General features: G+C 58.7%; 17 protein-coding genes. 12 read left to right on the forward strand and 5 right to left on the reverse strand.

Annotated features, from left to right (window positions below; all coding sequences use genetic code 11):
• Positions 1–62 precede the first annotated feature (62 nt).
• Complete coding sequence (locus QZ511_RS03690) at positions 63–1,655, reverse strand: ATP-binding protein (RefSeq protein ID WP_295799122.1); 1,593 nt, start codon at positions 1,653–1,655, stop codon at positions 63–65.
• Positions 1,652–2,356 (reverse strand): response regulator transcription factor, encoded by a 705-nt coding sequence (locus QZ511_RS03695; protein WP_295799126.1) that lies wholly within the window; start codon positions 2,354–2,356, stop codon positions 1,652–1,654. The genes QZ511_RS03690 and QZ511_RS03695 overlap by 4 nt, the downstream gene beginning before the upstream one ends.
• 482 nt (positions 2,357–2,838) lie before the next feature.
• Between QZ511_RS03695 and QZ511_RS03700 the strand changes: the two genes are divergently transcribed.
• The 6 genes from QZ511_RS03700 (at position 2,839) to QZ511_RS03725 (ending at position 12,415) form a co-directional block, all read left to right on the forward strand.
• On the forward strand, positions 2,839–5,127 hold the full coding sequence (locus QZ511_RS03700) for a DUF1631 domain-containing protein (RefSeq protein ID WP_295799129.1): 2,289 nt from the start codon (positions 2,839–2,841) through the stop codon (positions 5,125–5,127).
• A gap of 476 nt (positions 5,128–5,603) precedes the next feature.
• Positions 5,604–8,090: a DUF1631 domain-containing protein gene (locus QZ511_RS03705; protein ID WP_295799132.1), complete on the forward strand. Its 2,487-nt coding sequence runs from the start codon at positions 5,604–5,606 to the stop codon at positions 8,088–8,090.
• Between the two features lie 122 nt (positions 8,091–8,212).
• Positions 8,213–8,809, forward strand: coding sequence for a 1,6-anhydro-N-acetylmuramyl-L-alanine amidase AmpD (ampD, locus tag QZ511_RS03710; protein WP_295799135.1), 597 nt, complete (start codon positions 8,213–8,215; stop codon positions 8,807–8,809).
• A 78-nt stretch (positions 8,810–8,887) separates the two neighbouring features.
• The gene (gene ampE, locus QZ511_RS03715; protein ID WP_295799137.1) at positions 8,888–9,808 is read left to right on the forward strand and encodes a regulatory signaling modulator protein AmpE; all 921 of its coding nucleotides are present in this window, start codon (positions 8,888–8,890) and stop codon (positions 9,806–9,808) included.
• An 18-nt stretch (positions 9,809–9,826) separates the two neighbouring features.
• Entirely contained in the window at positions 9,827–10,819 is a 993-nt protein-coding gene (locus QZ511_RS03720) for a threonine/serine dehydratase (protein ID WP_295799140.1), read from the forward strand.
• Between the two features lie 246 nt (positions 10,820–11,065).
• Entirely contained in the window at positions 11,066–12,415 is a 1,350-nt protein-coding gene (locus tag QZ511_RS03725) for an AmpG family muropeptide MFS transporter (protein WP_295799142.1), read from the forward strand.
• A gap of 28 nt (positions 12,416–12,443) precedes the next feature.
• Here the strand turns inward: QZ511_RS03725 and QZ511_RS03730 are convergent, their stop codons facing one another.
• Entirely contained in the window at positions 12,444–12,800 is a 357-nt protein-coding gene (locus QZ511_RS03730) for an MGMT family protein (RefSeq protein ID WP_295799145.1), read from the reverse strand.
• A 32-nt stretch (positions 12,801–12,832) separates the two neighbouring features.
• On the opposite strand from QZ511_RS03730, the gene QZ511_RS03735 reads away from it, so the two are divergent.
• A complete protein-coding gene (locus QZ511_RS03735) occupies positions 12,833–13,876 on the forward strand; it encodes a DUF481 domain-containing protein (RefSeq protein ID WP_295799147.1) in 1,044 nt (347 codons plus the stop codon).
• Between the two features lie 50 nt (positions 13,877–13,926).
• Positions 13,927–14,688 carry an SDR family oxidoreductase gene (locus tag QZ511_RS03740; protein ID WP_295799150.1) on the forward strand — a complete coding sequence of 254 codons (762 nt, stop codon included), beginning with the start codon at positions 13,927–13,929 and terminating at the stop codon, positions 14,686–14,688.
• Between the two features lie 74 nt (positions 14,689–14,762).
• On the opposite strand, the gene cfa is transcribed toward QZ511_RS03740, so the two are convergent.
• Entirely contained in the window at positions 14,763–15,908 is a 1,146-nt protein-coding gene (gene cfa, locus QZ511_RS03745; protein ID WP_295799153.1) for a cyclopropane fatty acyl phospholipid synthase, read from the reverse strand.
• Positions 15,909–16,128: 220 nt separating this feature from the next.
• Here cfa and QZ511_RS03750 point away from each other — a divergent pair, with 220 nt between their 5' ends.
• The 3 genes from QZ511_RS03750 (at position 16,129) to groL (ending at position 18,824) form a co-directional block, all read left to right on the forward strand.
• Positions 16,129–16,617, forward strand: a complete 489-nt coding sequence (locus tag QZ511_RS03750; RefSeq protein ID WP_295799155.1) for an FxsA family protein — start codon at positions 16,129–16,131, stop codon at positions 16,615–16,617.
• Positions 16,618–16,843: 226 nt separating this feature from the next.
• Positions 16,844–17,137, forward strand: coding sequence for a co-chaperone GroES (locus tag QZ511_RS03755; RefSeq protein ID WP_295799158.1), 294 nt, complete (start codon positions 16,844–16,846; stop codon positions 17,135–17,137).
• Between the two features lie 46 nt (positions 17,138–17,183).
• Positions 17,184–18,824, forward strand: coding sequence for a chaperonin GroEL (gene groL / locus QZ511_RS03760; RefSeq protein WP_295799161.1), 1,641 nt, complete (start codon positions 17,184–17,186; stop codon positions 18,822–18,824).
• A 73-nt stretch (positions 18,825–18,897) separates the two neighbouring features.
• Here groL and QZ511_RS03765 read toward each other — a convergent pair whose 3' ends face one another.
• Positions 18,898–19,935 (reverse strand): integron integrase, encoded by a 1,038-nt coding sequence (locus QZ511_RS03765; RefSeq protein ID WP_295799163.1) that lies wholly within the window; start codon positions 19,933–19,935, stop codon positions 18,898–18,900.
• A gap of 320 nt (positions 19,936–20,255) precedes the next feature.
• Between QZ511_RS03765 and QZ511_RS03770 the strand changes: the two genes are divergently transcribed.
• The gene (locus tag QZ511_RS03770) at positions 20,256–20,735 is read left to right on the forward strand and encodes a DUF695 domain-containing protein (protein WP_295799165.1); all 480 of its coding nucleotides are present in this window, start codon (positions 20,256–20,258) and stop codon (positions 20,733–20,735) included.
• The last annotated feature ends 150 nt before the right edge of the window (positions 20,736–20,885 follow it).

The raw sequence follows: 20,885 nt of genomic DNA on the forward strand, positions 1-20,885 counted from the left end.
CACCCGGAAAATACGGGTTAGTGTATGACTGCCCGCCCTGTGTCTGACGCAGGGCGGGTTTTTTATTTCAGGTGGGGGAAGGTGAGCTCGAAGCGGCATCCCCGCTCGGACGGCAGTAACCGGATACTTCCGTGGTGTGCGCTCATCAGGGTGGAAAGTATCGCCAGGCCGAGCCCGGTGCCACCCCGTTTTCTGGCGGTTGTGAAAAAAGGCTCGAATATCCGCTTTGCATTGGCCGCGGAAATGCCGGGGCCGTTGTCAGAAAAGATCAGTTTTGTCTGATTTGAATACCTGCCGAGTTTGATTTTGATAGCATCTCCACCGTGGTGGTACACATTTTCAAACAGGTTCTGCAGTATGCTCGCGAGCAGCTCTCGGTTCATGTAAACCGGATGTTCATCTTGTGCCCCGCTGATCGACAGGTGCCGGAAACGGGGTTGGTAGTGTTTGGCCTGTTGTTTCAGAACTTTCACCAGATCTACAGGTTCCCTGGGGATGGGTGTGGTGTCCGCCTTGGCCAGCTCCGTGAGCTGACTCATAAGCAGCTGCATTCTCTGCGAGGAGTGGGCGATATTGTCGAGAAACTGCCGCTTTTCCTCATCGGGCATTTCGCCCAGGTTCTCCTGGAGGATTTCTACCGCCCCGTTGATGGAGGTGATCGGTGTTTTGAATTCATGGGATACGTACGAAGCAAAGTTTTCAATCTGCTCCGCCCGCTGTACCTGGCGGTCCGCCATGGTGGCGAGGGAGTGGGACAACTCCTCCAGTTCGATGGCGATGGGGTTTTCCAGGGGCTCAAGCCGGCTTCTGCGATCTGAAGTGACCTGACGGGCCTGGCGGACCAGGGCGCGGATAGGGCGATTGATGGCGTAGCTTGTAAACAGGGAGAGCATCACGGTGATCGTTACGATCAACAGGCCGTAGTAAATGAAAATATCGCTCTGCTTGTACAGTGACTGGTAGAGGTTGGGAGGCGTCCGCACCAGATGGATTGCCCCCAGGATTCGCTTGTCGAGCACGATAGGGTGTGTGACATAGACGCGAATTCGGGTACTGCGGCTGATCGGTGAAAAGAAGCTGCCGGCGGTGTCTTCCTCCCGGTGCCGCATGGCCCGTTCGGTATTCCCCTCAAGTGCGCGCGCAACGTCGCTCCGGTTGCTCAGGGAATGTCCCCGCAGCCAACCAGTGGTGGCGACGATGATCCCGTTCATGTCCAGGATTCTCATGCCTGCGAGGGTGGTGAGCTGGGTTTCGCGCAGGAGGTCTTCCAGTTGTTGCCCGATATGCCAGGCGGTCGGGTCGGGTTCCTGGCGGGTTTGCTCAGGGTTTTCTGCCCGTGGAAGGAGAGGCTGGTCGCGCAGGTCCAGCACTGCCGGAATAGGGCGCCATTTTCCCAGTACCGGGTCTTCCTTATACCAGTTCTCTTGTGGCAGGGCGCGGCCATAATTTTGTAGGTCGAGCTCCGGGTACTCTGCGCGCAGCGCTCGCTTGTAAACATTGGAGAGCATGACCGCCTGGGTGATCAGGGCGTTCTCCGTTTGCCGGATCAGAAGGCTGTCGTAGAGTTTCAGCAGGGCGATGGCGGCTACCGGCAACAGCAGTATGAGCGAATTGATCAGCAGGAACAGGGTGCTGAGGCGCAGCCGCAATTTCATGGGGTCAAGTGGCTAGTGCAATCATTGATTTTATAGCCGACGCCATGCACGGTTTCGATGGGGTAGCCGTTGGCGGCCTTGAATTTTTGACGGATCCTGCGCAGGTGGCTGTCAACGGTTCGATCGCACACGATCACCTGGTGTCGATAGCTGCTGTTTATCAGGGCGTCGCGACTGAATACATGACCGGGATGCTTCAGCATGGTATGCAGCATTTCGAACTCGGTTGCGGTCAATTCAATTTCTTCTGCACCCCACCAGGTCTGGTGGGTATCCGCATTGAGCTTCAGGTGGCCGTGGAAAATCGCTCCTTCCTGGGGGGCGGTGTCGTGCGTGAGATTGGTGCGCCTGAGCAACGCTTTGGTGCGCGCGACCAGTTCACGATTACTGAACGGCTTGGGGATGTAATCATCCGCACCCAGTTCGAGCCCCAGTACCCGGTCAAATTCATCGTCACGGGCTGACAGCATAATGATGGGAACCTGCGAGGTTTGGCGGATCTGACGGCATACATCCGTGCCCTCCAGTTCGGGCATCCCTATATCGAGGATGAGTAAGTGGGGATTCTCCCTTTTAACCAGCTCCAGCGCTTGCAGGCCGTCGCTGGCTTCAATAACCGCGTAGCTGGCGGCACTCAGAACATAGTTGAGTACCTGCCGGATATTATCGTCATCGTCGACGATCAGGATTTTTTCTTTCATATGGAACTGGTTGCTTTATTTTTGTCCTGCGCGCTGCAGAGTCCATGCCCCGGGTACACTTCTAATTAGCACAAAAGTACAGGTTGAAACAAGCGCTAAGCAGGATCCGGGCCGTGTTCCATATCTTCTGGTGGTAATAGCGGGAAGCTGCAACAGCACGCGGCAGTAACTGTATGCAGGTGATGGGGATAGAAACGGCAAATCCGGAATCAGGCTGTGAATTTGGTCGCAAAAACAAAAGCGCCACTTGTCATACCAGTTGTTATGGCGATACGGGACTCCGTAGAATCCTGTACTGACCAGTCTGGTGTGCAATCTCACATGACATGCTGATGCGCCTGCGATGTGACGCGGGCTGGAATCGATAGCGCCAGAATCGATAACGATTGCATAAATAGAGGGCAGCGGGCATTTCAGTGCCGGCTGCAAAATCAGATCCCGGTGGTGTTTCGCCCCGGGGGCCCGTTACAGGCAGTATGGGAATGAAAGAAACCAACAACGTGGTATCCCTCTCCGGTTTGCAGCCGCAAACCCGGCGAAGCCAGAGCCGGCGAACTGATTTGCCGGTAGCGGTGGAGGCGGTGAGGGCGCGCGCAGTGGCCTATCTTGCCGAGCAGACCAAGCAGGTTTTTGCCAAGGTCGATGATTCCCTGTTTTCCATGGCGGAAAAGGCCCACGGGCAGGGCGAGCAGGACGGACTGTTCCAGGCCCTGCGCCTGCTGCGGGTCGAGCGACGCAACCTGGTGGAGCGGTTCTCGGAGAATGTTTCCCTGGCATTTCAGGATATCCGCCGCAACACGGATCAGTCAGAAGACCTGTATTCTGCAGACAGCCTGTCCCTGGTACACAACGACGACCTCGAACAGCTGGTCGCGGTGGACACCATGGTAGCGGCGGCCAGGCGCAATTTTGCCGAGCCCCTGACTGAAATCTCCCTGCGTCTGAATACACTGCTGCCGGTCAAGATTTACGACAAGAACAACCCTCTGGGTCCCGACGCCATCTGCGATGCTTTCGTAGAGGCGGTGCGGAACCTGGATCTGCACATCCGGGCGCGCCTGACCCTGTTGAAGAAGTTTGAACAACAGGTGATGGTGAATCTGAATGCGCTGTACGACCAGTGCAACGAGCTGTTTGTGGAGCAGGGAGTGTTGCCGTCACTGCGGCAGCAGCGCCGCGCCGCCAGACAGGCCCAACCCCAGTCGCGCCCGCAAACATCTCCCCAGCCCGCTCCCCAGGGACAACAGGGTGCACAAGCTCCGGTGACGCATTCTGGCGCCGCTGCAACCGGTGCGCCGGTACAGGGGGGATATGCGGCCCAGGGCGGGCATGGCCTGCTACCTCTGTCCGCCGGCATGATGCCGATGCCCTCCCAGGACCTGCTGGGCCATCTCGCGGCACTGCAAGCCCACCTGCCACAGGAGTATGCCGAGAGCGGGGTGCAGCTGCTGAACGTCAACAGCCTGTTGCAGGATCGCCTGGTAGAAGCGCGTGAGTCTGCGGCACTCGCCAAAGTGGACAGCGATATTATCAAGCTGGTGGAAATGCTGTTCACCTTTATCCTGGAGGACCGCAATCTCGCCGACCCGATCAAGTCCGAACTCGGCCGCCTGCAGTTGCCACTGCTGAAGGTCGCCATCGCCGACAAATCGTTTTTCAGCAAGGGTGGCCACCCGGCGCGCAAACTGCTGAACGAACTTGCCGATGCGAGCACTGGCTGGCAGGCGAAGGAAAATTACCGGGCAGACCCGCTGTACAAGCAGGTATGCGAGGTGGTCGCCCGCGTGCTGGCGGAATTCGAGCAGGACATCAGTATTTTCTCCATGCTGCTGGAGTCCTTCCGTGGATTTATCCAGCGCGAACGCAAGCGCGCGCAAAAGCTGGAGCAGCGCATTGTCGACGAGGCCGATGGCAAGGCCAAAACCCAGGCTGCACGGGCGCGGGTTGCCGCGGTCATGGACGCGCTGACCGCGGAGCGGGATCTGCCCCCGGTGGTCGCAGAATGGCTGGAGAAAGTCTGGAGCAGCCTGCTGTTCCTTACCTGCGTCAAAGAGGGCACCGAAAGCGAGAGCTGGAGCGGGAACGTGCGTACCGCGCGGGACCTGGTGTGGAGTGTGCAGGCGCCGATGCCGGAAAGTCGACAGCAACTGCTCGGGCTGCTGCCGGCCTTGCAGCAGCGCCTGAGAGAAGGTGTGGAAGCGGTGTCTTTGAACAGTTTTGAAGCCAAGCGCATGTTCGCCGGGCTCAAGGACGTCTACCGCGAGCGCTTCGCACTGGCGCAACAACTTGCCGCCGAACGCAGTCGCAAGGCCAAGGAAGAGGTGCGGGAGGAAGCCCGCCGCGAACTCCAGGCCGAGATGGAGGCCGCCGCCGCACAGGAAGAGGCGGTCGAGCTACCGCAAATGGAGGAGCTGGAGCAGGTGGTTGCCGAGGTGGAAACCGATGCGCTGCAAAAGGCGGGCGTCGAGGTATTGCCCGAGTCGGACTCGTACTGGCAGCAGACCTTCCGGCTTGCCCAGGGCAGCTGGTTTGAACTCAAGCGCAGTGATGAAGAACAGTTCCGCTGCCGTCTCGCGGCGGTGATCAAGGACATCGACCAGTTTATCTTTGTCAATCGCAACGGCGCCAAGGTTGCGGAGTTTACCCGCCTGGAACTGGCTCACGCATTGCGTGCAGCGGAACTGATGCCGCTGGATGATGGCATGCTGTTCGAGCGGGCGCTGCAGTCGGTGATTGGCAATGTGCGCAAGACCCGCGGGGAAATGCACTGATCGAGCACGCTGGCGTCGGCTGTACCGGCGCCGGCGATGTCACAGCAAATGCTTGCTGCATGCACATTAGAGGCAGCTTTTGGTTGTAAAATGCTCACCCGCGCCGCTGAGCTAATACATAGCGATGTTCCAGTTGGCCAGAAAATAACCATGAAATTCCCGCCAGGCTGATGACTTTCCTGTCAGGTCGCCATATCACTACTATTATCGCTAAATAATCCGGAAATTAGTCCTTTCGAGCCATTGCGCCCCGCCTATCCTTGCTAGATATTTGCGCCATAGTGCCAATAAAATTTTGATGCGTGTGGCAAAAGCGGTGCGAGTATCATCGCGAGTTTGCTCGCAATGACGCATGAATCCTTTTAGGGCGGTCAGCCTGGAAAAATCCCTTTGAAGTTCTGGAGGTCGGGCGAGGTTCCCGGACTCCGGCAATTGGCTGGTCAGGCCATTCATTCAGTACCAGGAGGGTATTGGGAGTGAGCATAGAAGAGATGGAAATCGAAAAGAAAGAATTTGTTGTTATCCCCGGTAGCAAGGGCCCCAGGGGGCGCCGCCCGGGCAGCCGGCGGCTGTCCGCTACGGTCAAGCTCGTCAACCAGAAAGCCATACAGTGGCTGCAGGCGCGGATCGAGGAAGTCTTTGCGCACGTAGATGACTCGCTCTTTTCCATGGCGGAAAAAGTGCATCAGCAGGGGGAGCAGGACGCTTTGTTCCAGGCCATACGCCTGCTGCGGGTAGAGCAGAACGGGCTGATTGACAGCCTGTGTGACGGGGTTGAGGAGCGTTTCCACGAGCCGCGAAACGATACCCCCGGAGAAGAGAGTGCGCCGAAGGAGGTGACCTCGTTCAAGTCCCTTTCCCTGGTCAGGGACGACGAGCTCGAGCAGCTGGTTGTTATCCGCACCATGATCACCAACGTCAAGCGCGATCACGCCGAGTCCATCGCCGCGCTTTCCCTGCGCCTGGATACCCTGCATCCGCAGAAAATCTATGACGAAAATATGCCGCTGGGCCCCGCGAGTATCTGCGCTGCATTTACCGAAGGGCTGGACGAGCTGGATATTTCCCTGCGCGCGCGGATGACGGTACTGAAGAAATTCGAATCGCACCTGGTCAACCGGCTGGGTGAGCTTTACGAAGCCTGTAATGCGCTGATGATCGAAAAGAAGGTGCTTCCGACCCTGGATGACCCCCTTCGCCATCGCAGCCGTATCGCCACCCGTCCCGGTGCCGGGCAGTCCGGCGTACAGCGGCCGCAGGCGGGCGTCGCAGCGCAGCAAGAAGCTTCTGTTGCTGGCCCGCAGGCCGATCAGGTGCCCCAGGGCGGTTTTGCCGGCCAGCCGGGTATGGCGATGCCGGGAATGCCCGCGCAGCCCCAGGGCGGTACTCCGGTTGCAGGAGGGACTATTGCAGGAGGAGCTGTTGCCGGAGGAGCCGCTTCCGGCAATGCGGGCAGTGGCCAATTTGCTCCCGGCCTGATTCCCTCGGGAATGGGTGCGTCGCCAATGGCGACACCCATGCTACTGGACCACCTCGGCCAGTTGCAGACCAGTATCCCCCTGCAGACGGGGGCCACCGGCCACCTGGTCGACGTGCAGGCAATGCTGCAGGAGCGGCTGGTATCAGCGCGCCAGAGTGCCTCCCTGCACGAGCTGGACAGCGAAGTGATTCGCCTGGTGGACATGCTGTTCACCTTTATGCTGGAAGATCGCAACCTGGCAGAGCCGATCAAGGCGCAATTGATTCGCCTGCAGCTGCCGATGCTGAAACTGGCGGTAGCGGACAAGGCATTTTTCAGCAAGGGCGGCCACCCGGCGCGGCGGCTGCTGAACGAACTGGCCGATGCGGCGATTGGCTGGCAGCCGGGGGAAAATTATAAAGAGGAGTCGCTCTACCTGCAGATCTGCCAGGTGGTCGAGGGCGTGCTCAAGGATTTCGACCGGGACGAGCAGGTGTTCGAGCGTTTCCTGGATTCGTTCCGGGAGTACTCCACCCGCGAGCGCAAGCGCGCTGCGGTGATGGAGCGCCGGACCGTCGATGAGGCTCAGGGTTCTGCCCGGGTCGAGGCCGCCAAGGCGCGCGTGGCAGCGGTATTCGAGGCGTTGGTCACCGAGCGCAAACTTCCGCGGATCGTGCACGAATGGCTCAACCGGGTGTGGAACAGCGTACTGTTTCGCACCTGCCTGAAGGAAGGGACCGACAGCGGTGCCTGGCGTCAGCACGTACTGACCGCGCGCGACCTGGTATGGAGCGTGGTCACGCCGATGCCCGAAAGCAGTGCCCGTATGAAGCGGCTGTTGCCGGACCTGCGCAAGCGGCTCGATGCGGGGGCGCAGTCTCTTTCCTTGAGCGCGGGTGACCGCCAGCGTCTGATGAATGGCCTGGACGTGCTCTATCGGGAGCGGCTGAATCTTGCCGAACGGGTAGAGTCCGAGCGCGAGCGCCGCACCCGCGAACGCCTGGTGCAGGAGCTGCGGCGCGAGGCCGACAGTATTGTTGCCATTCCTGATATGGAACCAGAAGTCGCGCCGGTAGCGGAATCCGTGGCGCTGCCGGAGGACGCCCGGGAGCTGCCGGAAAACCAGCCGGCACTGCCGGATGTGGAATCCCTGCAAAAAGTGGTCAGCAATGCGGCCGTTGAACGCAAGGAGTCGCTGGCGCCGATGCCCAATAGCGATGAGCACTGGCAGCAGACCTACCACCTCAAGGACAGCTGGTTCCTGTTGCGGACCCCGGACAAGTTGCCGGTACGCTGCAGGCTAGCCGCGATCATCAAGGACCTCGACCAGTTTATGTTCGTCAATCGCTCCGGGGCCAAGGTTGCGGTCATGTCCCGCCTGGAGCTGGCGCACGCCTTGCGGGAAGAGTCGCTGTTGCCGCTGGAGCAGGGCCCCCTGTTCGAGCGCGCACTGCAGTACGTGGTGGGCAATATCGGGGAAAGTCAGATCGCGATCACCGTCTGACCGCCGTTAATATCCCATCACACCGTTAAAGAAACCGGGCCTGGCCCGGTTTTTTTATGGCTGGCGGCTGGTGCTAGCAGTGGCAGTTGCTTCCTCCCTTCCATAGAATATCCTTTGGCTCAATGTTGCCGGGAGAACGCTTCGTGAAATATCAGGTCCAGTCAGGCTGGTTGTCGGGTGTCCGCAGGGTGCCCAGCCCCCATTGCAATAGCCGGCCGGGCGGAGCGGAGATCGACCTGCTGGTGGTTCACAGTATCAGCCTGCCGCCGGGGCAGTATGGCGGTTCCTATATCGATGAGTTTTTCCTCGGGCACCTGGATATCGACGCGCACCCGTACTTTTCAGAGATCGGCTCCCTGCAGGTTTCCGCACACGTTTTGATCGACCGCGACGGTGGCGTTACCCAGTACGTACCGTTTCACCAGCGGGCGTGGCACGCGGGGCAGTCGTCTTTCTGCGGGCGGGAAAACTGCAATGATTTTTCGATCGGTATTGAGCTCGAAGGCCTGGATACCGATACTTTTACCGAGGCGCAGTACAGATCGCTGGCGGACGTGACGGTGGCGATCATGGAGGCCTACCCGGCCATCGACAAAAGCCGGATTACCGGTCATTCGGATATCGCACCGGGACGCAAGCTGGACCCCGGCCCCGGTTTTGACTGGAAGCACTTTTTTATCAAGTTGGACGATCTCACCGGCGATACCCCCGCGGCCTGATTCCCACAGCCGCGGCGAGCAAATGACGAGAATAACCATCGTGGGATCTTTTAACGTATTTATTTATCGGGGGGCGCCATGGCGCTTTTGATCGTTCTATTGGCTCTCGGGCTGGTGCAGATCTGGGGCTCCGGTGGCCCGCTGCACCGGGATGGCTGGTTTTTGCGCTGGCAGCAGGCGGTCGCCGGGCAGCAGTCTGTTGCGCAAAAGCCGGGGTTCGAATTCGGTGTGGTCATCCTGCTGCCGGTACTGTTGTCGGCAATCCTCCTGGTGATCGCGGAGTCGATACTGGGCGGCCTGGGTATATTACTGGTCAGTGTGCCGCTGCTGTTGTACAGCTTTGGCCGCGGCAATTTCAACGAATCCCTTTCCAGCTATCTGCGCGCCTGGTACCAGGGTGACCTGGAAGCTGCGTATATAGAAGCGGAGCCATTGCTGAAAGGGGTTCAGAGCGAGATTCCCAGCGATGCCCAGTCCCTGCACCGGATTGTGTTCCGGGCAGCGGCTTACCGGGCCTTCGAGCGATTGTTTGCGGTGCTGTTCTGGTTCCTGCTGTTGGGCGTTCCGGGGGCCGTGCTGTACCGGCTGAGCCAGCTATATGTGGGCAACTGCGACATTGCATCGGTCGCCGAGGCTGACGCCAAGAGCGCGGCAGCCACCGGTGACGGGCAACTGGCGCGCAAGTGGCTGTGGCTGCTGGAGTGGCTGCCGGTAAGGGTGCTGGGCTTTACCCTCGCGATTGTGGGCAATTTTGCCGGTTGTTACCGGGCCTGGCGGGAGCACCTCACCTGCAAGGAGAGCGGCTCCGCCGACGTGCTCGAATACTACCTCGAGGGTGCGCTGGGCGGGATCGACAGCAGCGAGTGCAGCGCCGGCGTAGCCGTCAGCGAAGGGCAGCGCCTGTGTGGCGCGGAACTCGAGGCACTGCAGGGCCTGTTGTCCCGGGCACTGCTGATGTGGCTGACGGTACTGGCACTGTATGTGATTTTTGTTAGCTGACCGCGGTATTCATCTTTCATGTCAGAATTTCCTGTTTCCGATTCAGGTGCCGCCGACTTGCCGGAAGCGGCAGAGGTTTTTGCCGCCGCCCAGCGTCTGGCGGGGAAAATCCACCGCACGCCGCTGCTGAGCAGTCGCGCGATCAACGCCGCGACCGGCGCCGAAATATTCTTCAAGTGCGAACACCTGCAGAAAGTGGGGGCGTTCAAGGCCCGTGGCGCTGCCAACGCGGTGCAACTGCTGCCCGGGGGAACACAGCGGGTGGCAACACACAGCTCTGGAAATCACGGTGCCGCACTGGCGTGGGCGGCAGCCGAGCGCGGACTTGCATGCACGGTAGTGATGCCGGAAAACGCGCCGCAGGCAAAGCAAGAGGCGGTGGCGGCCTACGGCGCGGATATTGTGCTGTGCGCGCCGACGCTGGCTGCCCGCGAGGAGACGCTGGCGCAGGTAGTGGCCCGAACCGGGGCCCATGAAGTCCCACCATTTGACGACCGGCGGATTATCGCCGGGCAGGGTACGGTGGCCCAGGAAGCCCTCGGCCAGTGCCGGGAGCAGGGGTTTGACCCCGACCTGCTGGTGACCCCGGTGGGTGGGGGTGGCCTGCTGGCCGGATGCGGACTGGCGATGTCCGCCCTGGCGCCGGACGTGAAGGTGCTCGGCGCCGAACCCGCCGGCGCCGATGACGCGCAACGCTCATTTCGCTCCGGTCAACGGGTGACGGAGCAGGTCGCGGACACCATTGCCGATGGCCTGCGCACCACTCTGGGGGAGAGAAATTTCACTCTGATCCGCCGCACGGTGAATGATGTGGTGACGGTAGAAGAAGACGAAATCGTTTCCGCGATGAAGCTGTTGTGGACTCGAACCAAGCAGCTGGTGGAGCCGTCCGCTGCGGTCAGCCTCGCGGCAGTTCTGGCGCATCCGGCGCGGTTCAAGGGCAAGCGGGTTGTACTGGTACTCACCGGTGGCAATATGGACCTGTCCAGCGTCAGCGACCTGCTGGGATAAAACAGCGTTTCAGGCAAAGGAGTTGCGATAGTATGAATGGAGATCTGCCGAGCCGTTTTCGGGACTCAAGTACCCGCCGCGCAATGGCTGCTAAACTGGTGGCAGCCCCAGGTCTACCTCGGCCGTTGGGTACTACATTAACGCCAACAAGCTGGCGCAAGCGCAGTTGGAAGTGGTCTACGGTCGTTAACTACGGGGCGGCGGTCCTGGTTCTGACGCTTTGGCAATAATAAGCAGTGATAATTTATGACTAGGGAAACGGTCCGCGAAGCCATATTCAACCGCCGCATGTTGATCTGTATCGGGACCGGCTTCGCCTCTGGCATGCCGCTCTATGTCCTGATCCAACTGGTGCCCGCCTGGCTGCGGTCGGAAAACGTGAGCCTTGCCACCATCGGGCTCTTCTCCCTGATCGGATTCCCATACACCTGGAAATTCCTCTGGGCCCCCTTGATGGAGCGTTACCGGTTACCGCTCCTGGGGCGCCGGCGGGGGTGGATGCTGGTGATGCAGGTCCTGCTGATGATTTCCATCGCCGCCGTGGGGATGTTCGACCCTGAATTCAACATCTGGACGATTGCGGTACTGTGTTTTGCTGTGGCGTTTTTCAGTGCAAGCCAGGATATCGTGCTGGACGCTTTTCGCCGGGAAATCCTGCCCGACCGGGAGCTTGGCCTGGGTAACTCTTTTCACGCCAACGCCTATCGGGTTTCCGGGCTGATCCCGGGCTCACTGAGCCTGATTCTTTCCGATCACCTGCCCTGGGACCAGGTGTTCCAAATTACCGCGGCATTTATGCTGGTCGGTATCCTGATGACCCTGCTGGTCAATGAGCCAAGGCATCCCGGCGAACGGCCCAAGACCCTCGGCGAGGCGATAGTGCTGCCGTTTGTGGAGTTCTTCAATCGCAACGGCGTCAACCATGCGCTGCTGGTGCTGGCGTTTATGTTCCTTTACAAACTGGGGGACAACATGGCCACGGCGCTGGCGACGCCTTACTACCTGGATATGGGGTACACCAATACCGATATCGGTATCGTGGCCAAGAATGCGGGCCTGTGGCCGGCGGTGATCGGCGGTTTCCTGGGGGGCATGCTGATGGTCCGGATAGGCATCAATAAATGCCTGTGGATCTTTGGTGTTATTCAGATCATTTCGATCTTCGGCTTCATGATTCTCTCGGAAGCGAATGGGGACAGGGTGGGGACCCCCGGCTTTGAGCCGAGTCTGTGGCTGCTGGCCATTGTGATTGCCTTCGAGTACCTGGGGGTCGGGTTGGGCACCGCGGCCTTCCTGGCATTTATCGCACGCACCACCAGCAAGCTGCACACCGCGACACAACTTGCGCTTTTCACCGCGCTGACTTCGTTGCCGCGCACCTTTGCCAACGCCTCGACCGGATACCTGGTGGAGGGGATGGGCTGGACCAATTTTTACCTGCTGTGTGCCGCTCTGGCGGTTCCGGGGATGCTGTTGTTGTTTGTCGTGGCGCCGTGGCACAAAAACCCGGAGCTCGAAACGGGTACCGATGCGTCCGAACACCCGGAGACCGGGGGCGTCGAAGCCAAAGCGGAATCAAAACCCCAGTCGCGCTAGCCGCGGGTCTCCAGCGCAGCGCGATTGATCAAGGGCGCCAGAGGTACTTTGCGAGGTCGATGCGCCCGCCTATCGCTATCACTCCCTCCTGCGCCAGACGCTCCCGCTGGCGCTGTGCTGCCGGCTCCGGCAGCGAAATCCTGCCCTGTGCGTTGATCACCCGGTGCCATGGCAACTTCGTGTCCCTGGGCAATTTGCGCAGGGTCTGGCCTACCAGGCGCGCCGCCCGTGGATATCCCGCAAGCATTGCCAGTTCGCCATAGGTGACCACCCGGCCAGCCGGCACCTGTGACAGTGCAAGGCAGATGCGAGTTGTGGCATCATTGCCGTCTTCCGACCTGGAGTTCGTCGGTTCTTTGGTGTTTCCCCTATTAACACTGCGCATTTCATAATCCTAAGCTATTGCAAGGTTGTTTCGTGCTCTCTGCTGTGCCCCGGCTATTGTCCACTTTCTCGCTGACCATCTTCACGTTTTTCTTCGCGCTTGTCCCGGTTGCCAGTGCCGGCGTACTGACGTTGACCAATGGTGACCGTGTTCACGGAGACCTGGTGGTGGTGGAGCGGGACCACGTGGTGTGGAAGTCCGAGACATTTGGCGATGTCACCGTCGAGAAAAGCAAAATTCTGTCACTGGAGACGGAAAAGGACCTGAAAATTGCCGGGCGCGACGAGCCCTGTGCCCTGGCCGGCCACCGCCGCCAGCAGTGGGAGCTGTACTGTGACGAGGGCGACGGCTGGGTGATGGACTTCCCCGCCATCGACCACGCGGAGCCCTACATCAACTTTGTCGGCAACCCGGTGGTGTTCCGCGGCAATGTATCTGCCGCGGGTGTGTTTGAAAACGGTAACCGCGAGCGGGAAGACTGGGACATCAATGCCAACTTTGACGTGCGCAACGGGGATTTCCATCACCTGGTGGGTACCCAGTACCAGAACCAGAACAATGTCGAAGTGGAAGGGCTGGAAAAGTACCGCCTCAATTACGACCTGCGCTGGATCTTTGCGGAGAAATGGTTTGCGGCCGGAAACAGCGCACTGTTGCACGAAGAGGCGCGTAACCTGGACCTGAGCACTACAGTGGGTCTGGGTCTCGGTTATCTGTTTTTCGACACCGATAAATCGGCGCTGTCGGTCCAGGGCGGTGTGAGCAGCCTGAAAGAGAGCTATATCGACCCCAGCCTGAGTGAGGAGCCCAGCAAGCGCTACGCCGCGGGCCGTACCGCGTGGGACTTCCGCTACAAGTTCGAAGTGGGCCCGGAGGTCTACTATAACCAGGAGATCCTGCAATCCCTCGACCGCGGTGAGGATTACCAGAGCAATGCGGAAGTGGGGGTGCGCACGCCGCTGGTGAAGGGCATCCTGATGGAAGTGAAATACGGCTGGCTGTTCGACAATACCCCGTCGCTGGAAAGCGAAAAAGAAGATACCAAACTGACCGTGGGCGTGGGCTACTCCTGGTAACCCCCGGCATTCCGGCCAAGAGCGTTGATACAAGAGTTTTGAGGTAGAAGATGCAGATTGCAAACAGTGTGATTGCCATTACCGGTGCCGGCCAGGGGCTGGGCCGCTCGATGGCGGTGTATCTGGCAGAGCGCGGCGCGCGCCTGGCGTTGCTGGATGTGAACGAACAGGGCCTGGAAGAAAGCGTGGCGGCATGTAAAGCCAAGGGGGCTGAAGCCCGCAGCTACGTGGTGAATGTGGCCTCGGAAGAGGAGGTCGACCAGGGCTTTGCCGCAATCGTGCAGGACTTCGGAGGCCTGAACGTACTGGTAAACAACGCCGGCATCATGCGCGATGGCATGCTGCTGAAAGTAAAAGACGGCAAAGTCGCCGAGCGCATGTCACTGGCCCAGTGGCAGTCGGTAATTGACGTGAACCTGACCGGGGTTTTCCTGTGTACCCGCGCCGCGGCTGCCGCCATGGCGGAATCCGGCAATGGCGGTGTCATCGTCAATATCTCCAGCGTTTCCCGCGCTGGCAATATGGGGCAGACCAATTACTCCGCGACCAAGGCCGGCGTGGCGACCATGACCGTGACCTGGGCGCGGGAACTGGCGCGCTACGGTGTGCGCGTCGCCGCCATTGCGCCGGGCTTCATCGGCACCGACATGGTGGCGCAGATGCGCCCGGAAATTCTCGAAGGATTGGTAAAGCAGGTGCCCCTGCGCCGGATCGGCGAGCCCGATGAAATTGCCAGTACCGTCGCCTTCATCATCGATAACGACTACGTCACCGGCCGGGTGATGGAAGTGGACGGCGGCGCGAGAATGTAAAGTTCCCAGCAGTGAATATACACAAAAAAGCGAGCCGTTTGGCTCGCCTTTTTTGTGTGAGGGGGAAGTTTGGCCTAAACCACGCGCTCCACACCACCTTCCAGTTTCCTGGAAAATATCCACTGCCACAGCTGGATATGCCGCGCGCGAAATGCGCCGGCGCAGGACAGCAGATAGTATCGCCACATACGGTAAAACTGCTGGTCGAATTTATCCGCAAACTTTTCCCAGCTGTGCTCGAAGTTCCGGTGCCAGGCCATCAGGGTCTTGTCGTAGTCACTGCCGAAATTGTGCAGGTCTTCCTCGATCAGCAGATTCTCTGCACTGTCGCAAATCTGGCCAGTGGAGGGCAGGTCGCCATTGGGGAAAATATATTTTTCGATCCAGGCATCAGTGGTGGAGCGCCGCTGAGTCTTGCCGATGGTGTGCAGCAGTAACAGGCCGTCCTTTGTCAGGCAGCGCCGCGCAACCTGCATAAAGGTGCGGTGGTTCTTGCGGCCCACGTGTTCGAACATACCGACGCTGGCAATGCGGTCAAAAGGCTGGTCGAGTGCGCGGTAATCCTGCAGGTGTACGGTAATGGGCAGCTGTGCATAGTGTTCGTCGATATAGCGGCACTGCTCGCGGGATACGCTCACCCCGACGCATTCCACGTCGTAATTTTCCGCCGCATAGCTCAACAGGCTGCCCCAGCCGCAGCCGATATCCAAAAGCCGCATACCGGGCTTTAGCCCCAGCTTGCGGCAGATAAGGTCGAGCTTGGCAGTCTGTGCCTGCTCCAGATCCTCCGCGTCTTTCCAGTAGCCGCAGCTGTAGGCCATGCGATGGTCGAGCATGGCGCGATAGAAATCATTGCCCAGGTCATAGTGCCGTTCGCCTACCTGGAAGGCGCGGCCACGGCTCTGCAGGTTGATCATGTGTGAACGGAGAATTCGCCAGAGATTGCGAAATGGCTTGAGCTTTTTGTGCAGGTCCGCGCGTAGCAGGCGATAGAAAAACTGGTCCAGCGCCGGCACCGACCAGTCGCCCCGCATGTAGGTTTCACCGAGGCCGAGGCTGTGCCTGGCGACAATCTCATCCAGTGCCCCGTTGCGGTGAAGCTGCATGTCCCAGGGACGATCCCCATTGATGCGTATGTCTGCGAGGGCGAGAAGCTCGTCCACCATATGTTGTGGTCTGGAAGTGGAGGCGCTAGTCATCGGACTGCTGTCGCTTTCCATAATTGGGCTCCCGAGTAGCTGACGGCGATTTGCGCGTCATGTTGGTGAATGGCTACACTGCGAACCTGAATCCTGCCCGCGGCAAAAACTGCTTCAGGCTTGCAACTACCGAGTTTCAACAACTTGTTTTCAACAGCACGTTCTCAAGCATAACGGAAAACCGTCTGTTTGCCGGACAATCCGGTATTCTGGCCTGCTCGCGAACCGCGGAGAAACCCACATGCGCCCATTGCTTATTCTGTTCATCGCCATGCCAATCCTGGAAATGTGGGTCCTGATCAGTGTCGGAAAGGAAATTGGCGCGCTGCCCACCATCGGACTGGTGCTGCTGACCGCGGTAGTTGGGCTGGCGCTCCTGCGCCGCCAGGGAATCTCCACCGTGATGCGGGCCCAGCAGAAGATGCAGACCGGCGAGATCCCCGCACGGGAGATGGCCGAGGGGATCTTCCTGGCGGTGGGCGGCGCGCTGCTGCTAACCCCGGGATTCATCACCGATGCCATCGGCTTCGCCTGCCTGATCCCCGGGTTGCGGCAACTGATCCTGGGGAAGCTGCTCAACCGGATCGTGGTGGTGCAGACCTCCAGCTACGGGCCATATTCCAAGCCGGGTTCGGGCCCGGAGCAGGGGCCGCAGAGGGGCGGGGAGCCCGGCAAGCACGATGTGATTGAGGGAGACTACGAGCGCGAAGACCCCAAGGACCGTGATTGATCTGCATTTTGCTCAATAATTGACCGATCTTGCCGGCGGAAGACCCCTGTCGCCGGCCCCCATCATTTTTTTTGCCTGCCCCTGTTGAAATCCATTTCCGCGCCCTCAGATAGGGAGCACCCCAAGTTTTTGCCTTGCCTCCCACGGGAGGAGGGCAGGCTCCGGAGCCAGAGCGGCCCGGGCACTTGTTATTGCAACCCTAAATAACTCAATGGAGAGCAAATCCATGAAAATTCGTCCTTTACACGACCGCGTCGTAGTACGCCGTAAGGAAGAAGAAGAGAAAACTGCTGGTGGCATCGTGCTGCCGGGCGCTGCGAAAGAAAAGCCGAATCAGGGCGAAGTGGTTGCCGTGGGCGAAGGCAAGTTGCTGGATAACGGCGACGTGCGTGCGCTGTCTGTGAAAGTAGGTGACACCGTGGTCTTCGGCCGTTATGCCGACAGCAACACCCTCAAGGTGGACGGCGAAGAGCTGATCATCATGAGCGAAAACGACATCTACGGTGTTCTGGAAGGCTGATTCGCCCTTCCCGAGCGACCACACACAGAATTGAGGAAATAAGATCATGGCAGCAAAAGACGTAAAATTTGGTGATGACGCCCGCCAGAAAATGCTGAACGGCGTAAACATCCTGGCTGACGCAGTAAAAACCACCCTGGGTCCGAAAGGCCGCAACGTGGTACTGGACAAGTCCTTCGGCGCCCCCACCGTGACCAAAGACGGTGTATCCGTAGCCAAGGAAATCGAACTGAAAGACAAGTTCGAAAACATGGGTGCGCAGATGGTCAAGGAAGTGGCTTCCAAGGCTTCCGACACCGCCGGTGACGGCACCACCACCGCTACCGTTCTGGCCCAGGCAATCGTGACCGAAGGCCTCAAGTCCGTAGCGGCAGGCTTCAACCCGATGGACCTGAAGCGCGGTATCGACAAAGCCGTTGCTGCGGCCGTTGACCACATTGCTGGCCTGGCTACCCCGTGTGCCGACAGCAAGTCCATCGCCCAGGTGGGCACCATCTCCGCCAACAGCGACGAAAACGTCGGCACCATCATCGCCGAAGCGATGGACAAGGTGGGCAAAGAAGGTGTGATCACCGTAGAGGAAGGCCAGTCCCTGGAAAACGAACTGGACGTGGTAGAAGGTATGCAGTTCGACCGCGGCTACCTGTCCCCGTACTTCGTGACCAACCAGGAAAACATGACTGCCGAGCTGGACAGCCCGTTCATCCTGCTGGTTGACAAGAAAATCTCCAACATCCGCGACCTGCTGCCGCTGCTGGAGCAGGTAGCCAAGGCCTCCAAGCCGCTGCTGATCATCGCTGAAGACGTAGAAGGCGAAGCGCTGGCCACCCTGGTTGTGAACAGCATGCGCGGTATCGTCAAGGTAGCTGCGGTCAAGGCACCGGGCTTCGGCGACCGCCGCAAGGCCATGCTGCAGGACATCGCGATCCTGACCGGCGGCACCGTGATTTCCGAAGAAGTGGGCCTGGAGCTGGAAGCGACTACCCTGGAGCACCTGGGTACCGCCAAGCGCATCACCCTGTCCAAGGAAAACACCGTAATCGTTGACGGCGCTGGCGACGTAGCCGACATCGAAGCGCGCGTTAAGCAGATCCGCGCCCAGATCGAAGAATCCTCTTCCGACTACGACAAAGAGAAACTGCAGGAGCGCGTAGCCAAGCTGGCCGGCGGTGTTGCGGTGATCAAGGTTGGCGCAGCCACCGAAGTCGAAATGAAAGAGAAGAAAGCCCGCGTTGAAGACGCACTGCACGCTACCCGCGCCGCAGTAGAAGAAGGCGTTGTTCCTGGCGGTGGTACCGCCCTGATCCGCGCAACTCAGGCGATCACCGTAAAAGGCGACAACGAAGACCAGAACCACGGTATTGCCGCAGCACTGCGTGCCATGGAAATGCCGCTGCGCCAGATCGTCACCAACGCCGGTGATGAAGCTTCCGTAGTCGTAGACAAGGTGAAGCAGGGCGAAGGCAACTTCGGCTACAACGCCGGCACCGGCGAGTACGGCGACATGCTAGAAATGGGTATCCTCGACCCGGCCAAGGTAACCCGCTCTGCGCTGCAGGCGGCTGCTTCCATCGCTGGCCTGATGATCACCACCGAAGCCATGGTTGCGGAAATCCCGGAAGACAAGCCCGCAATGCCTGACATGGGCGGCATGGGTGGAATGGGTGGCATGGGCGGCATGATGTAAGCCGGCCTTCCAGCCAAACGAAAAAAACCCCGCTTTTGCGGGGTTTTTTTATTTCAGTACTCAATACAGCTTGTCAAGCCGCTACGTGGTAGCGGGCCATCGGCTCATTTATCTGATTGCCGGGCGCCAGGCGGTCCATCGGGCTGAGCACTCCCTTGCTCCCCCGGTTTACCACATGGGTGTAAATCTCGGTGGTGCTGATATCAGAGTGTCCCAATAGCTCCTGGATTGTGCGCAGGTCATAGCCGGATTCCAGCAGGTGGGTGGCAAAACTGTGTCGAAAGGAGTGCGCTCTCGCTGGCTTATGGATACCCGCTGCCATTAGCGCTCGCCTGATCTGTTTGGCCAGGGCAGTAGGGTGCAGGTGGTGTCGGCGCAATTCGCCGGTGCGCGGGCAGGGGCCTACACAAGATGCTGGAAAAAGGTACTGCCAACCCAACTCCTTGGCCGCGCGCGGGTATTTACGTGCAAGCGCATCGGGCAGATATACGTCACCCACACCATCTGCCACGTCCTGATCATGGAGAATCCGCACCCGCTCTATTTGCCTGCGAATATCCGGTACCAGCCCCTGGGGCAAAATCGTCGTCCGGTCCTTATTGCCTTTGCCTCCACGTACAAAAATATTGCTGCTATCAAAATCAATGTCCTTGACCCGCAATGACAGCAGCTCTGCGGAGCGGAGTCCCGAGCCATACAGCAACTGAACCCGTAAACGTGAGGGGCCTTTCAGGTGAGAAAGGATTGCGGCTATCTCATTGCGGCTATACACCACCGGCAACCGCCGTGGGCGTTTGGCCTGGGTAAAGGAAAGCCCATCCAGCGTTTTGTCCAAAAAACGGGTATACAGATAGACCAGAGCATTCAGCACAATTCTCTGGGTGCCCACTGAGCAGTCTCGCTCTTCTGACAGATGGGTCAGAAAGTGCTCCACTTCTGGCGCTCCCATCTCCTGAGGGTGGCGCTTCCTGTGAAAAAGGATATAGCGCTTGATCCAGTGAACGTAAGTTCGTTCAGTCGTATAAGCCAGCCCTGCATCGCGCATATGCAATCTTAGTTTGTCTAAAAAACGAACGGGTTGCGTGGGAACCCGGCCCCGAATATCATCCATAACATCATCTCGAATACTGTTTATAAATACAGTATAAGTGATAGGCGGATTCGTCAATGCCGAATTCAGAAGCCAGTGGCTTGTGTGCACGGAATGGGATAGGCTAACTATCTGATTTATAAAGAGTTGGCCAAAACAATAATGCCGCTCGAAAAAGAAGAACAAAAGCCATCGGCTTCTTTCGCTAGGGGCTACAATGATTTTACATTGGTAAGTGTTTGATTTTTAAAAAAATATACCAGCTTGCGGATATGTGCGCCGATGAACACAAGCCCCAACAACACAAGCCCATGGCGTATGAATAAAACTGTTAAATGCCAATGAAAAGTTCACTCAAATTCGTCATCTTATGGAGTTTTATGGTGTCAGCAGCAAACGCAGAGAATTTGTATTTCACTGCTACCGGTGAGGAAGATGGTAAGCCGCTAATTTTCAGAAGTATTCAATCCGTCCCTGACGGAGTCAAAGAAACTGAGTATCCATTTCTAGTTTCTGTTTATTGGCCATACACATCAGAGAATGATGGTGGTATGCCAGATGCAGCAACAAACGAAGCTCAAGTAGATTTTGAAGATGCTCTAGAAAATCTAGATGGTCCAGGAATAAGTCATTTGATGCTGGTTGTCACGGGTAATGGACGGAAAGAGTGGCACTGGTATGTCAAGAACGTTGAAGATTGGATGCAGCAGCTAAATAGTGCTCTGGCAGGAAAGCCGGTATTTCCCATTCAAATTGAGAATTCGCACCAGCCGGCATGGTCGCTTTACCACGGCTTTATTTCCGGAGTACAGGGCATTTAACAATCACAGGCAGTAAGCTACGGCCCTTCGGGCCTCCGCGGGACGTCTTACCTTGTGCACGTTTTGCGCGGGTCGCTACGCTCCCATTTTCGCGCAAAACGCGCACAAGGTAAGCCGCCCCTGCTGTGGGCGTTATATTCCCTCGAGAGG

The organism is uncultured Microbulbifer sp. (assembly GCF_913055755.1).
In the GTDB taxonomy this organism is placed as follows: domain Bacteria; phylum Pseudomonadota; class Gammaproteobacteria; order Pseudomonadales; family Cellvibrionaceae; genus Microbulbifer.

Excerpts from the sequence above, each read along its gene's own strand:
- groL (WP_295799161.1), top strand. The coding sequence starts at position 17,184 with ATGGCAGCAAAAGACGTAAAATTTGGTGATGACGCCCGCCAGAAAATG.
- QZ511_RS03690 (WP_295799122.1), bottom strand. The coding sequence starts at position 1,655 with ATGAAATTGCGGCTGCGCCTCAGCACCCTGTTCCTGCTGATCAATTCG.
- QZ511_RS03750 (WP_295799155.1), top strand. The coding sequence starts at position 16,129 with ATGCGCCCATTGCTTATTCTGTTCATCGCCATGCCAATCCTGGAAATG.
- QZ511_RS03720 (WP_295799140.1), top strand. The coding sequence starts at position 9,827 with ATGTCAGAATTTCCTGTTTCCGATTCAGGTGCCGCCGACTTGCCGGAA.
- QZ511_RS03755 (WP_295799158.1), top strand. The coding sequence starts at position 16,844 with ATGAAAATTCGTCCTTTACACGACCGCGTCGTAGTACGCCGTAAGGAA.
- QZ511_RS03740 (WP_295799150.1), top strand. The coding sequence starts at position 13,927 with ATGCAGATTGCAAACAGTGTGATTGCCATTACCGGTGCCGGCCAGGGG.
- QZ511_RS03770 (WP_295799165.1), top strand. The coding sequence starts at position 20,256 with ATGAAAAGTTCACTCAAATTCGTCATCTTATGGAGTTTTATGGTGTCA.
- ampE (WP_295799137.1), top strand. The coding sequence starts at position 8,888 with ATGGCGCTTTTGATCGTTCTATTGGCTCTCGGGCTGGTGCAGATCTGG.
- QZ511_RS03730 (WP_295799145.1), bottom strand. The coding sequence starts at position 12,800 with ATGCGCAGTGTTAATAGGGGAAACACCAAAGAACCGACGAACTCCAGG.
- QZ511_RS03695 (WP_295799126.1), bottom strand. The coding sequence starts at position 2,356 with ATGAAAGAAAAAATCCTGATCGTCGACGATGACGATAATATCCGGCAG.
- ampD (WP_295799135.1), top strand. The coding sequence starts at position 8,213 with ATGTTGCCGGGAGAACGCTTCGTGAAATATCAGGTCCAGTCAGGCTGG.
- cfa (WP_295799153.1), bottom strand. The coding sequence starts at position 15,908 with ATGGAAAGCGACAGCAGTCCGATGACTAGCGCCTCCACTTCCAGACCA.
- QZ511_RS03725 (WP_295799142.1), top strand. The coding sequence starts at position 11,066 with ATGACTAGGGAAACGGTCCGCGAAGCCATATTCAACCGCCGCATGTTG.
- QZ511_RS03700 (WP_295799129.1), top strand. The coding sequence starts at position 2,839 with ATGAAAGAAACCAACAACGTGGTATCCCTCTCCGGTTTGCAGCCGCAA.
- QZ511_RS03765 (WP_295799163.1), bottom strand. The coding sequence starts at position 19,935 with ATGGATGATATTCGGGGCCGGGTTCCCACGCAACCCGTTCGTTTTTTA.